The following is a 14,329-nucleotide window of genomic DNA, read 5'->3' as shown; positions in this document are numbered from 1 at the left end:
CTAATTAGTAAACCGAGCTTGCGAGTTCTTGAACACTAAAGCACGATAGAAACTTGTGAAAAAATCATGATAGCTTCATAACCATTAAAAACAAATTTACACATATGAAAAAGCCTTTTTTTTATAATAAATCACTTTTTGTCATTATACTGGTTGCATCTGTTTTGTTAGGAAGCTGTAAAAAGGAATTTCTGGATAAAAAGCCGGTAATGGCAAACCTGATCCCGGAAAGCCTGGCCGATTTTGAAGGACTATTAAACAACTTCACGGTAATCAACAATACCCAGAGCTTTTCCATGTTCTGTGGCGATGAATACGAATATTTATCTACCAGTATCTGGCAGTCGAAAGAGGAGCCCATTCGCAACAGTTACAACTGGAATCCGACTGTTTATCAAACCTCTTTAGACTGGAACAATTCCTACAAAACGCTCCTGTACGCCAACACCATCATTACAGGCTTAAATGAATTGGCAAAAACACCTGCTAATGCGGCAAAATATGGGGATGTTAAGGGGCAGGCCTACTTTCTGCGCGCACATACTTTTTTTCAGATTGCACAGGCTTTTGCAATGCCATACGACCCGAAGAATGCGGCAGTTACAGCGGGCATCCCTTTGCCTTTAGAGGTAAATGCCAATAATCCTTTGCAGCGTTCATCCTTAGCGGTTACCTATGCTCAGATCTTGTCTGATCTGGAAACCGCAAAAATGAGTTTTAGTTCTGAGTCCACGACAAAACCAACATTAGGCTCTAAAGTGGCGGCCCTGGCTTTGCTGGCAAGGGTTCATTTGTGCATGATGAACTACGATAAGGCAATGGAAAGCGCACGGGAGGCTTTAAAGATCAAGGGAACGCTGCTCGACTACAATGACCTTGACGTAAATTCCAACACGCCATTTGAGGGCGGGAATCCGGAAGTGATTTACACTACTTTTCATGGCGACGCTTCTGTTGGCTACGATTTTTATGCATTAAACTACTCCGATTACGGTTATACTTTCAAGTCGAAGGTGAGCCCGAAGCAAATTGCCCTTTATGATCAAGATGACCTGAGATTAAAACTGTGTTTTTTCATCAGGAGTGCTAATGATCCGGCTAAGTATATCAAAGCTTTGTACCAAAATATAGCCTTACGCTATGTGCCGTTTAACGGTTTGGCAACTGACGAGGTTTACCTGATTTTGGCAGAATGTCTGGCACGGAAGAAAGAAGTAGCTCCGGCACTTGAAATTTTGAATATGATGGCTGCAAAGCGTTTTCCTGTGGGATTGGCTCCCGTACTCAGCGCCTCAACTCCGGAAGCAGCACTTGACCTCGTTTTACTCGAGCGCAGAAGGGAATTGTTGTACCGTGGCGCAAGGTGGTTTGATGTGCGGCGCCTGAATGTAGAGGGCGCTAATATTACCCTGTCAAGAGAAATAGATGGTGTGGTTTATACGCTTCCACCAAATGATAAGCGTTACGCTATGCCGATTCCATTAGATGAAATTACGAAATCCGGCATTTCACAAAATTAATCACGAAGTCAAATTAAGAGATAGAAAATGAATATAAGATATTTAAGCTTAATGTTTCTTTTTGTACTGGCAATCGGAGCCTGCAAAAAGGAGGAAAGCAAAGAACGGTTTGCAACAGTAAGGGTGGTAAATGCATGGACCGGGCAAGATGCCGTAAAGTTGAATGCTCCGCTAAATTTTGCAAGTAGTGTTTTAATTTACCCTAAGGCAGAATCCCCTGCAATGATAACGGTTTCCTCTAAAGATGGTAAGAATGTACTTTTCTCCGGTACTTATACCCTCAAACAGATGAATTACTCCATGTATCTTTTTGGTACGGCCTTGAAACCTGACACCATATTGCGGGCGGAAATGGATATCCCTTATATCCAAACGGATAGAACACCTGTAGCTGCTGACAGTGTTTCGCACATCCGGTTTGTAAACCTGTCGTCAGAAAGCACAGTGCTGAAAGTCATTTTAAAAGATGCGTTAAATGTGCCAGACTCCCCTATCCGGACAAATGTTCCATCGGTTACAGCACCTGTAGCATTGGGTTACCGGGAAATTTCCCCATGGAGTAAATACCCAACCAAAGCTGCCACCAGAACGGTATACAATTTTGAAGTGCGGAATGCAGCAACCGGTGAATTGCTGATTGCAAACTTTAGCTTAACGCTTACGCCAACTTCCGGTTATTTCAAGAACATTTCACTGGTGGTTAAGGGAGTACCTGGCGGAACGGGGAGAAATGCCTTCGGTATATTTCAGAGCAATTACTTTTAAATTCCAATAGACCAATATTTATACCTAAATGTACAAATTTTTAATATTCTGCTCAACATTACTGATGCTTACAAGCCTGGTAAAAGGGCAGGAAAAAAATCCGAAAACAACCAAAGATTCCCTGCAAAGCAAAATTCCGGCGAAGAAGACTATAGAGGCGGCAAAGCCCGTAAGTGAACCTAAACCTTATAAAGAAATCATTACGGATAAGGCGATTACAAGCCCTGGTATGATTAAGGTCCACAAAATTGAGCAAAAGTATTTTTTTGAAATTGCTGACTCCATATTAGGGAGAGATATTTTGATTGTTAGCCGCATCAGTAAATCAGGCGCTGGCGTACGAGGCTTAATGATGGGATATGCAGGCGACCAAATTAATGAAAATGTAATCAGATTTGAAAAGGGTCCAAACCATAAACTATTTATCAGGAGCATCTCTTTTGAGGAAAGATCAAATGACAGTACCGGCATGAACCGGTCTGTCATGAATTCTAATATCCAACCGATACTGAGTTCATTTGATATCAAAGCCTATGCAAAGGATTCAATTTCAGGAATGAAGGGCACTGTAATAGAGATGACAGACATCCTTAACGGAGACAATGAGCTCTTTTACTTTAACCCGGTTACCAAAAGAGGTTTATCACTGGGCGGACTCATCGCCGATAGGTCGTACCTGGAAAGCATAAAAGCTTTCCCGCTTAATGTTGAGGTACGTGCCGTAAAAACCTATACTAAATCCCCGCTTATCGGCGATGCAGTAATCGGTGCTTCAGCGGCTACACTGGAACTGAACAGTTCTATCATGCTGTTGCCTAAAATACCCATGAAGCCAAGATTTTCAGACGCCAGGGTTGGTTATTTTACGGCAGACTATGTCGATTTTGATGCCAATCCGATAGGGATCAAACGTGAGGTGATGATTACACGCTGGCGCATGGAGCCTAAAGATGCAGATGTAGAAAAATACAAAAGAGGAGAACTGGTAGAACCTAAAAAACAGATTATTTTCTACATTGATCCTGCCACCCCTAAAAAGTGGGTCCCTTATTTAATTGCAGGTGTGAACGATTGGCAGGTTGCCTTTGAAAAGGCAGGTTTCAAAAATGCCATTATTGCAAAAGAAGCGCCAAAAGATTCTACCTGGAGCATTGATGATGCGCGCCATAGTGCCATCGTTTATAAACCTTCAGTAATTGCAAATGCCAGCGGACCTAGTGTGCACGATCCGCGTAGTGGCGAGATCCTGGAAACCCATGTGAACTGGTACCATAACGTCATGAGCATTCTTAGTAAATGGTATTTTATCCAGGCCGCAGCAGTAGATCCAAGGGCTAGAAAGAAGTTTGACGATCAGCTCATGGGGGATCTTATTCGTTTTGTTTCCTCGCACGAAGTTGGCCATACTTTGGGCTTGATGCACAACTACGGTTCTTCCTCTACTGTCCCGGTTGAGCTGTTGCGCAACAAAAAATGGGTAGAAGCCAACGGACATACGCCATCAATTATGGATTATGCACGTTTTAACTACGTGGCGCAGCCCGAAGATCACATTGGGAAAGCAGGGATTTATCCGAGGATTGGAGATTACGACAAGTGGGCAATTGAATGGGGCTACAAATGGATGCCCCAGTATACCAGAGCTGAAGATGAACACGGGCCGTTGAGTAAAATGATCAGTAAACGTGTGGCTGAAAATCCGAGATTATGGTTTGGAACAGAGGCAGACCCCGCCGATCCGCGTAGCCAGAACGAAGATTTGGGCGACAATGCCATGCTGGCCAGTGAGTATGGCATCAGAAACCTGAAACGCATTTTGCCCAATTTGATAGAATGGACAAAAGAGGAAAATGAAGGTTATGGAAATGCAAAAGAAATGTATGCCGAAGTCGCCAGTCAGTACAGACGTTACCTGGGGCACGTTGCAAAAAACATTGCCGGGGTTTATACGGATTTAAAGACTGTTGATGAGCCAGGTTTGGTATATAAAAATGTACCGGCCCAGATTCAAAAGCAGGCCGTTTCCTTTTTGAACCAGCAGTTGTTCCGCACACCAACCTGGTTAATTGAGGGCTCCTTATCGGGCAAAATCGCTACCGATCCGACCCGGCTGATATTAAATTATCAAAAAGATATGCTGAGCAGTGTTATGGGAGTAAGCTCATTAAATAAATTGCTCAATGCCACGCTAAGCAAAACCCCAACCTATACCATAGACGAACTTTTTTCTGATATGAAAAAAGGCGTGTGGTCTGAGCTTTATGATGGTCAGCAAATTGACCTTTACCGCCGTAACCTCCAGAAAGCTTATGTGGATAACCTGAAAAAAATGCTGACGGCAACAGCTGCAGGAGGCTACACCGCACAACAAATGCAGCAATACAATATTGTTGATGTGCAGGCAAATGACATTTCTACACTGGTAAAAATGCATTTAACAGAGCTCAAAGGCGATATTGAAGCCGTGCTTCCGAAACGTGAGGGTTTGGAGAAATACCACCTTCAGGATATTGTACGAACGATAAACCAGGTGCTGGATCCAGAAAAATAAACAGCAATTTGAAAAGTAAAAAGGGACAAAATTCTTTAAAAGAATTTTGCCCCTTTTTTGTTCAGGATTTAAATACTAACCTGAGTTCGATTAATGTTTTAAAATTAATGTACTTTATTAGGATGAAATGGCTAGCCGTTCCGTCATGCTGAATTTATTTCAGCATCTTTCCTGTTAAACCGCCTTGCTTTAAAGACCCTGAAACAAGTTCAGGGTAACGACCGTTCATGCAAGGCGCCAAATAACCCCAAATTAAAGCACATTATTAATCGAACTTAGGTTACTAAACTTAACGACTACAGGATCATTCTTTATTGTCCGATCTGCTCAGCATGCTAATTGGTTATGCCCAGTTCAGGGAAAAGGAACAAAATGCTTTCAGGAAAACTCCCACTCACTGATTTTACTTTACCTTTAAGCTCTGGATAAAAATCTCCAGTGTAATAAATGATCTCGGCATCGCCAACGGCTTTTAGTTTACCTTTAAGCTCTGGATAGAAGTCTCCTGTATAATAAGTAATATTCGTATCTCCAACAGCCTTAAGTTTACCTTTAATTTCCGGATAGAAGTCTCCGGTGTAATAGGTCACCTCAGTTTTAGCCACTGATCTTAGCTTTCCCTTAAGCTCAGGATAAAAATCTCCGGTATAGTAAATCAAATCTATTGTACCTATTGATTTTATCCTACCCTTAATTTCCGGGTAAAAGTCTCCGGTGTAATAAGTAATATTAGTTTTCCCAAAAGATTTTACATTACCTTTAATTTCCGGATAAAAATCTCCCGTGTAATAGGTAATATCAGTATTGCCAATAGATTTTATCTTACCTTTAATTTCCGGGTAAAAATCTCCTGTGTAATAGGTTACATCAGAGTTACCAATAGGCTCCATTCTTCCATTAAGTATAGAAAAGATCCTGTTATAATACTCCTTTTCATTTCGATCTCCCGAAAATTGTGCATATGCCGGCACTAGCCAGCTGGTGAGTAGTAAGCACATCATACCCCTTACAAAGGGCATCAGAAAATACCCCTTCTTTACTTGTAAACGTTTCATCTGTATATTGTTTTTGTGTGTAATCAATAGTAAGTATTACTAACGGAAAAAGCAAACAAAGGAATCGACCGTATGATGAATTAAAATGAGATTTTCAATATTAAAAGTCGGGTAATCTCCTGTGGTAATTCATCTGCCCAGGATTATAGGCAAGCGTTCTTAAAGAAGTTACCAGGCTAACGTAAAAAAGCCGCCTCAACAAATATGAGACGGCCTGATCTTAATTTACATAAACATATTATTTAGCGATGTCTTACAACACGGAACTGTTCGTGAATTTTACCTTGTAAGGCCATTGGTCATCATTGGCTTCGTTTTCATCCCATGGATGTGGTGCATAGGTAGTCGGCGCTCCGGTTACTACATACCATAATTTTACAGTACCAGCCGGCACAGTAAAGCTACTCGTTGCGTTATTGGTCCACATGCCGCTATACCTTCGTTCTCCTGTATTTAAAAGTGCAACATACCCATGGCGCCAACCTGCTCTTGCCGGATTTGCCACCTGGTTATACCCGGGCGCATTAACCATACCGGTAAACACGGTTGATACAGCCGTACCTGCGGCAGGGACGGTTAAAGGGATAACATTATAACCAGTAGTACCCGGTGTACGATTATAGGCTACCTGGTAGCTTCCGTCAGTCAGCCTTGTGTAATTCCATGTTTGAGCGCCATGGTAATTGGTACCGTAAGACCGAAGTGAAGGAATATCCCAGGTCACAAATCTTACAGCCTGATCGTAGATTTCTCCATTAAAAGTAGCCACATTAATACCATTAAGCCTCATATATGCCTGGATAGGATCTTCCGGTTGGCGAGACTCGCGCCATAATCTTCCGACAAAATCACGCCCTCTTTTAAATTCCCAATAGTAGAGTATAAAGTAACTGGCATAACGGTACCATTCATGGTGAACATGGCGGTGGTAATTATCTTTGTAAACGGTGAAATCATAGGCGGTAAAAACCGTCGACGGATAGCTCTGGAATCCTTGGAAATTAGCCGTTTGCTCCCAAAAGCCGTTACCGCCATTACCGCCAAACCCATAACGGAACCCGCCAACACCCTGGTCAGCAAGAACCTGATATTGGAAACAATGTCCAATCTCATGACCGATTACATGACCAACCGGCTGCATCGTAGCTGGGCTAACCCATAGCGCACCAATTACGTTATCATAGCCAGAACCAGTAGCCAGCCATTCTGTTTGATAATTGATAAAGATCATCATCTTATATCTATTCAGCTTGGATGTAGCTAAATTAGCAAAACCTAATTCAGTTACATTTAATTGAAAAAAGCCTTCCGCTTTGCTCAGCAGGTCAGTAATGTTCACCCGGTATGCTGCTGGTACAGCTGTCGAATTTGGATCGTTAGTGCCATAGGGTTTAGCCCAGAAAACAATAAAGTGATCGGAAGAGCGGGATCTTGACCAACTCCATGTGCTGGCCGAATTATTGAAATCATTCGAGCTTAGTTCCTGCGGAATATAGACTTCAGGAGCAGCAGCAGCTGCAACTGCTGCTATTCTGGCCTGATTTTGCGGCTTAGTTAACTGAGTGGGCTGAATGGAGTTGAATTCCTCTTTACAGCCTGCTAACAATGCAATGATCAGGAATAATAAAATTTGTTTTTTCATTTTTGGTTTTTAGTTGATTAGGTTTATAGATTTATTAAATTTCATTACACAGCGTACTCATCTTTATGGGGTTGATTCCCTCAAAAGCGCAACAGACTGTTCGTGAAAAATATTTTTATGATGGGTTAATACTTAAAATAACAGATTTTACAATACACGTCCGCATTCAGAATAAATTGGTAAGGCGTGGGCCACTTTATTCCGGGATTTATTACAGTGTTGTATAAAAAATTTGTAATATTTAAATATACAATACAAAAGGCGGCCATTCTGATCGTATATTAACTAAAAGCGGCAAAATATTGATATGTTGTCAGTTAAGCTTCCCCGCTGTTACCGTTGCCAGAGAAAAACACGGCTCGGGGAAGGAGCACTGAGGTCACAAAGGATAAAATTGGCGCAGACAGCTACCAATCATTGTCATGACCAATATAGGCACGACAATGACAGAGGCAATCGATGATGTAAAGGAGATCAGATCCAACCTTTAGTTTATGAAAGATCTGGTAAAATCACCCTTATAACCTGAGTTCGATTAATATTTGATCATAGTGAGTGTTTAAAGCTGCTTTATCTCACGCGATCGTCATGCTGAATTTATTTCAGCATCTTTCCTGTTAAACCGCCTTGCTATAAAGACCCTGAAACAAGTTCAGGGTGACGACCGTTCATGCAAGGCGCCAAATAACCCAAATTAAAGCACATTATTAATCAAACAAAGGTTTATAATACTATATAGCGCAGAAATGAATCGGAATTGATAAGATAAAATGATAGGTATCTTAAAGGACACAACCAGGGTAAAAGATTATGGGTGATGAATATCGAACAAAAAAAAGGAACTGCGCCGTTGAAAAAGCTAAAAACTAAAATTTAGATCAATCAACGATCCTGGTCGTCCTTTAAAAAGCATACATTTGTTTTAAGATCAGTTATACAAGATCATTCTTACTTTTTGCAAAAATGAATTTATTTTTGCTTCCGAATGATTTTGTAGGATTATTATCGTCTTGTCATTGTCTAAATGTCTTTCTATATAAGTGGAATACCCTGGCCAACCTCCGGAATGATAGACGATTTTGCCATATTTTTTCGAGTTCCCTACAAACCACCCAAATCCGTAATTAGTCTCTTTTCCATCGTTGGTTTTTACAGCATTAAATATGAGTTCTTTATCTTTTGAATCTATCAATTTATCGGTATAAAGTGCTCTGTCCCATTTTAATAGATCCGCTGTTGTAGCGTTTACTGTTCCGTCGCCCACGATTCCATCCAGATAATAAGTGTAAAATTCTTTCCCAAAACTATTGGGAAGCACTTTGTGTCCTAAGCTATCTGTAACATAACCAAGAGCATAATTATCTATTTTTTTTGGTTTAAATCTACTTCTGTAGATAAACGTATTTTTCATTTTTAATGGTTGAAAGATGTTTTCATTCAAAAATTGTCCAAATGTCTTACCTGATACCTTTTCTATGATCAATGCTAATAAAGTGTAACCTGTATCACTGTACTCGTATTTTTCGCCGGGTTGAAAAATAACTTCCGGTTTGTATTTCGCGAAGACATTTACAATATCCTGATTGGTAGCAATTTTTGTTTTATCCCACTTTTGCTCAAAAAATTCTATATAGTCAGGAAGCCCGCCAGTGTGATTAAGTAAATTCCTGATGCTGATGTTTCCGTAAAAAGCTAGTTCGGGAATATATTTTGAAATTTTGTCGTCATAGTTCAGTTTTCCTTGTTTTTCCAACAAAACAATTCCCATAGCAGTAAATTGTTTGGAAACAGATGCCAACTCAAATATGGTTTGGTTATTAATTTTTTGCCCGGTTTTCTCATTGGCAAGGCCATAACTTTTTTCAAATATGATTTTACCTTTGTCTGCAATCAGCACATTCCCATTAAACATTTGCTGTTTATAGAGCGCACCAAATAAGCTATCAAGTTGCTTATAATGATTAGATTGACCAAAAGCGAGATTAAATAACAACAGTCCAATTGTAATCAGAAAAAATGTTCTTCTCATAACATGTTCTTAAAATTGCCGGTAATGGGCCAGTTGTCGCCAGAGGGCGGGATTTGATACCTTAGTTCAGTAAATATACAAATTTCGATAGCAGCACAAAAAAAAGGTCAATTTAGCATATCAACCTCCTGTAGTTCCTACTCCCCTCCTAGTTTAGGAGGGGCAAGGGAGTATACGATAAAGAACGAACTGATTTTTTTAAACAGTAAAGGAATTAGTGTAATCAGATTTGAGAATGCTGAAGTTTTTGAATCAAAAGAATTGATAGGCGAGGCGATTAGAACATATTTCAAAAAACCACCCCCAGCCCCTCCTTGCAATAAGGAGGGGAGCTGATTTACCACGTAAGATAATACATGTAATCAGATTTGAGAATGCCGAAGTTTTTGAATCAGAAGAATTGATATACGAGGCGATTAGCACATATTTCAAAAAACCACCCCCAGCCCCTCCTTGCAATAAGGAGGGGAGCTGATTTACCTGATAAGATTATACATGTAATCAGATTTGAGAATGCTGAAGTTTTTGAATCAGAAGAATTGATAGGCGAGGCGATTAGAACATATTTCAAAAAACCACCCCCAGCCCCTCCTTGCAATAAAGTGGGGAGCTGATTTACCTGATAAGATTATACCGGTCAGCAGGAATAATTGAACATTTAAATTTAAATCGCTTTTTATCCTGAAAATCCTTAAAGGCATCTTTGAAGCATAACAAATGTACTTTAATATCAAATCCTGCAATTGATGCGTACCTTCTTCTTTCTTTATTTCTGCTATAATTTGATTGAGGATCTTTATCGCAATAACTTGTGTGTATTAATATTACTTTGAGCTTATTTCATTGCATCGTTTACAGACTGGCTATCTACAAACTGCTCGAAACTGATTATTTTTCCGTTCTTCAGTTTCCAAACGTGGGCTACTCTTGCTTTAAATGGCTTACCAGTAATTTTGTAAGTTCCGGTATAAGTTCCATAAGCTACTATTTTGTCTTCGCTGCCTACATAATCTTCGGGCGTGAATTTATAATCGATCCATTCACTTCCTAATCTGCTAAAAACGTTTTTGGTTACTTCTGCCAGTCCGATGTAGGTGCCTGCATAGGGAAAACCCTTAGCTTCGGTCCAAGAGATATCATCCGCTACATATTTAGCAAGATTTTTACCATTTTCTTCCGAAGTTTTACCTTCATAAGTACTTTTTACAATTTCAAGATTTGTCATTTTCTTTTGATTTGATAAACAGCCTGACGCTGCAAAAAGCACCATCAGGCTGAATATAATTTTAAGTTTTACCATTTCATTTCGCCTGTATTTACTTTAGCACCAATTTGCAATGCAGTTTCAAAAGTAAGCGCCGGATATTTCGCCTTAATCGCTTTGATCAATTCTTCAGAAGTTTTGTTGGTTTTTAATGCTTCTTCGTAGAACTGGATATAGCTCTTGGTATGTTTTACTGCGCTAACATCAAATGGGCTTGCATTATTGGCATGTCCAGGAATAACTATTGAAGGCTGTAACGCTTCGATTTTATCTAAAACAGCAATCCAATTTTTGCGGGCATCTGCTGTCTGCGCATCGGCCATCCAAAGGTTAAAAGTAGTTCCAAAAACGTTAATGCCACCTATTACAGCCTTGATGGAAGGAACCCAAACGAAAGTTTTGGCTGGAAATTCATCCAATCCAAATATTTCAAGTTTCTGCCCCTCTAACTCAATGCTATTTCCTTTTAATACCTGAGGCAGTATCACATTAGAAGTAATGGCTTTACCCAACCGCTCGCCCCAAACGTCCAGTTTTTTTTGTGAAGTGGCTTTGATCGCCTCCACTGTTGCAGGTGATGCATAAGCAGTAACTTCCGGGAAATATTTTTTAAATACTTCCAGTCCGAAATAGTAATCCGGATCGGCGTGGGAAACATAAATAACGGTTAATTTCTTTCCAGATTTTTTGATTTCCGAAGCTACCTTTTCGGCATCTGCCAGGGTAAACTGTGCGTCGATCAATACGGCATCTGTTTTGCCCGAAACGATTACCGATGCCACACCAAAAGCATTTTCTGATGCGTTATAAACTTCCAGTTTTAAATTAGTGGTTTCAATAGTTTTGAAACTTTGTGCATTTGCTTCCATTTTAGATAAGATTAAAATTGTTAAGAATAATGTTGTGATAATTGATTTCATACCTTTGTTTAATTGACAATACAAAGATGCGCTCCTTCCCAGGTCAAAAAGATTGAACAAGTTCAATAAATAACCCCGGGGCAATGTTATTATTTAAGGTTTTTAACCTGTACCAATGGCTTAAATGATGACATTGAGCCCTGAGGTATAGGTAGAGAAGAGTTTAATTTTTTGTTTTATGAAAACTTTTCGTTTTCAAACTCTCCCCTTTTACCCCCGGGACAAGCCTCAAGGTATTCTCTTCGGATAAATACCGGCACCTAACCGGCATTGACTATTTTCTTTCTGATCTTGCTCAAAAATTCATGGCTGATGCCCAAATATCCAGCAATCTGAAGATTGGTCAGTCGTTGCAATAACTGCGGATATTTCTCAATAAAATCCAGGTAGCGCTGGTCGGCAGTCTTGCTTAGATTTTCGATCATCCTCCTCTGCAGGGCAACATGGGTTTTCTGGGTCATGATCCTGAATAGTTTTTCTATTTTAGGAAGGTTGGTATAGGCAAATTCCTTGTCCTTTCTGGAAATGAGCTGTACTTCGCTGTCTTCAAGTGCTTCTATATAAAGCTGGGAAGGTTTCTCATTGGTAAAACTATCAATATCGGTGATCCACCAATTCTCCATGGCGAAATACAATACATTTTCAAAACCATTTTTATCTAAGTGATATACACGAAACAGTCCTTTCACCACAAATCCTTCAAATTTACAGATTTCACCCGCTGCCAGTAGAAAACTCTTTTTTTTGATCAGTTTATGCTCAAAGAGGTCGCAGAACAGGTCTCTTTCAGCTTCTGAAATGGATATGTGATTGGAGATATTTTGTTTGAGAAGTTCTTTCATAAAGTCTGTGCCATCAGATAAAAATCAGTTGTTGTGATATCTGCGGAGATTTGATTTTAGTAACGCTAAATTAATAAAAAGTATGCTTTGTTTTCTTCATAAACATTTAGCTTCTCTTGAATAGGTAATCATTTTATCAAAGCGAAAATCAATAGGAAATAAAAAAACCGGAGCCAGGATTAAAAGCTTGATTTCCAGTGAGTATCTGCAAAATTCAAAACTTGATGGTAGAAAATTCAGACGACAGCATAAAGCCTGTTTAAAAATTAAATAAAATTTATTTCGTATGTCAGTCTGAGCGTAGTCGAAGACCATTTCAACGCATTAAAAAAGCAATCGACTCCGCTACCATAGACAGAATCCATCAGCACGGTCGTCATTCCCGCGCAGGCGGAAATCTTAAAGCGCTTGCATTACGATTATTCATTAGTTTACCCTTTCCTGGCGCAAGTCTTAGCGGTTGGGGAGCTGTTGTGGCTGACTTGTGCTTTCCAAAACTTAATAAATTAATGATTCTTAATAATCATTTTATCAAAGCGAAAATCAATAGGAAATAAAAAAACCGGAGCCAGGATTAAAAAACTTGAACTCGGGTTAAGTATCAATCAGCAGGGTAAGGAAAAATTGGTACTTACAAGCCATTAGGCCGTTTCTTGTTTTTATATGAACCGATATTCACATGTTAAACAATTAAGTCAGTCAGGCCGTTTCTGGCTTATGTTTACCTCGAATACTACATTAAATCTTCTTTAACATGCTGATGAATATCACGCAATTGCTTCCGAAACAATTCAGTAGCATCTATATCATATAATTCCGGGTCGGGATAAAGGGTTACTTCCAGGTTTTGAGGCAAGAAAGTAATGCAGGAGTTGAAAATTGTAAATGCTTCCGCATTCACAGCGTGAAGCCGTTTTCGGGTTTCCAACTCTATTCTGTGAGCTAACGCTAACTTATACATGATGCTGATTATTAACTGTCTATTTTCTTAAAAGCAATGATTTACCATACTCATAATTCATACGTGCGATGTGCAATACAGAAATCTCCTGTGGGCATTCTACCTCGCATGCTTCGGTGTTGGAACAGTGACCGAAGCCTTCCGAATCCATCTGGTTAACCATATCAACTACCCGGCCTGCTGATTCCGGTTTGCCCTGGGGCAAAAGTACCAAATGGGAAATCTTGGCTGAGGTAAACAGCGCTGCACTCGAATTCTTACAGGTTGCCACACATGCACCGCATCCTATGCAGGCAGCTGCATCGAATGCTGCCTCCGCAATTCCATGTGCAACCGGAATGCTGTTTGATTCCGGGGCCTGACCAGTGGAGGCAGAAATATAGCCACCCGCCTGGATAATGTGATCAAAGGCCGAACGGTCAATTTTCAGGTCCCTTAATACAGGAAAAGATGCTGCCCTGAAAGGCTCTATATAAACGGTCTGTCCATCTTTAAAACTTCTCATGTGCAACTGACAGGTAGTTGTTCCTTTCAGCGGCCCATGTGCACGGCCATTGATCATCATGCCACAGGCGCCACAGATGCCTTCCCTGCAGTCATGGTCAAATTCAATAACCCGTTCTCCTTTCTGGATTAAACTTTCGTTTAACAGATCCAGCATTTCCAGAAAGGACATGTCCCGTGAGATATTATCAACTTCATAAGCAACCATATCTCCCTTAGCCGACCTGTGCTCCTGACGCCAGATTTTCAAATGTAATTTCATAACCAACATTTTAA

At 40.1% G+C, this 14,329-nt stretch carries 11 protein-coding genes; 3 read left to right on the top strand and 8 right to left on the bottom strand.

Annotation, left to right across the window (positions count from 1 at the left end; translation table 11 throughout):
* Positions 1 to 104: 104 nt before the first annotated feature.
* The 3 genes from ACUN24_RS13385 to ACUN24_RS13375 are packed head-to-tail and all read left to right on the top strand — an operon-like array spanning position 105 to position 4,836.
* Positions 105 to 1,520, top strand: coding sequence for a RagB/SusD family nutrient uptake outer membrane protein (locus ACUN24_RS13385; RefSeq protein WP_445562927.1), 1,416 nt, complete (start codon positions 105 to 107; stop codon positions 1,518 to 1,520).
* Between the two features lie 27 nt (positions 1,521 to 1,547).
* Positions 1,548 to 2,285, top strand: a complete 738-nt coding sequence (locus ACUN24_RS13380) for a hypothetical protein (protein ID WP_445562926.1) — start codon at positions 1,548 to 1,550, stop codon at positions 2,283 to 2,285.
* Positions 2,286 to 2,313: 28 nt separating this feature from the next.
* Positions 2,314 to 4,836, top strand: a complete 2,523-nt coding sequence (locus ACUN24_RS13375; protein WP_445562925.1) for a zinc-dependent metalloprotease — start codon at positions 2,314 to 2,316, stop codon at positions 4,834 to 4,836.
* A gap of 335 nt (positions 4,837 to 5,171) precedes the next feature.
* Here ACUN24_RS13375 and ACUN24_RS13370 read toward each other — a convergent pair whose 3' ends face one another.
* The 8 genes from ACUN24_RS13370 to ACUN24_RS13335 form a co-directional block, all read right to left on the bottom strand.
* On the bottom strand, positions 5,172 to 5,891 hold the full coding sequence (locus ACUN24_RS13370) for a hypothetical protein (protein ID WP_445562924.1): 720 nt from the start codon (positions 5,889 to 5,891) through the stop codon (positions 5,172 to 5,174).
* Between the two features lie 253 nt (positions 5,892 to 6,144).
* Entirely contained in the window at positions 6,145 to 7,533 is a 1,389-nt protein-coding gene (locus ACUN24_RS13365; protein ID WP_445562923.1) for a DUF6055 domain-containing protein, read from the bottom strand.
* Positions 7,534 to 8,461: 928 nt separating this feature from the next.
* On the bottom strand, positions 8,462 to 9,562 hold the full coding sequence (locus ACUN24_RS13360) for a serine hydrolase domain-containing protein (RefSeq protein WP_445562922.1): 1,101 nt from the start codon (positions 9,560 to 9,562) through the stop codon (positions 8,462 to 8,464).
* Between the two features lie 835 nt (positions 9,563 to 10,397).
* The gene (locus ACUN24_RS13355; RefSeq protein WP_193425524.1) at positions 10,398 to 10,787 is read right to left on the bottom strand and encodes a nuclear transport factor 2 family protein; all 390 of its coding nucleotides are present in this window, start codon (positions 10,785 to 10,787) and stop codon (positions 10,398 to 10,400) included.
* Positions 10,788 to 10,855: 68 nt separating this feature from the next.
* On the bottom strand, positions 10,856 to 11,746 hold the full coding sequence (locus ACUN24_RS13350; RefSeq protein WP_445562921.1) for an MBL fold metallo-hydrolase: 891 nt from the start codon (positions 11,744 to 11,746) through the stop codon (positions 10,856 to 10,858).
* Between the two features lie 260 nt (positions 11,747 to 12,006).
* Positions 12,007 to 12,588, bottom strand: a complete 582-nt coding sequence (locus ACUN24_RS13345; RefSeq protein WP_445562920.1) for a Crp/Fnr family transcriptional regulator — start codon at positions 12,586 to 12,588, stop codon at positions 12,007 to 12,009.
* A 733-nt stretch (positions 12,589 to 13,321) separates the two neighbouring features.
* Positions 13,322 to 13,549, bottom strand: a complete 228-nt coding sequence (locus ACUN24_RS13340; RefSeq protein WP_445562919.1) for a hypothetical protein — start codon at positions 13,547 to 13,549, stop codon at positions 13,322 to 13,324.
* A 19-nt stretch (positions 13,550 to 13,568) separates the two neighbouring features.
* A complete protein-coding gene (locus tag ACUN24_RS13335; RefSeq protein ID WP_445562918.1) occupies positions 13,569 to 14,315 on the bottom strand; it encodes a succinate dehydrogenase/fumarate reductase iron-sulfur subunit in 747 nt (248 codons plus the stop codon).
* Positions 14,316 to 14,329: the final 14 nt, after the last annotated feature.

The sequence above is a fragment of the Pedobacter sp. WC2501 genome, assembly GCF_052682415.1.
This window is presented reverse-complemented; position numbering and strand designations above follow the sequence as displayed.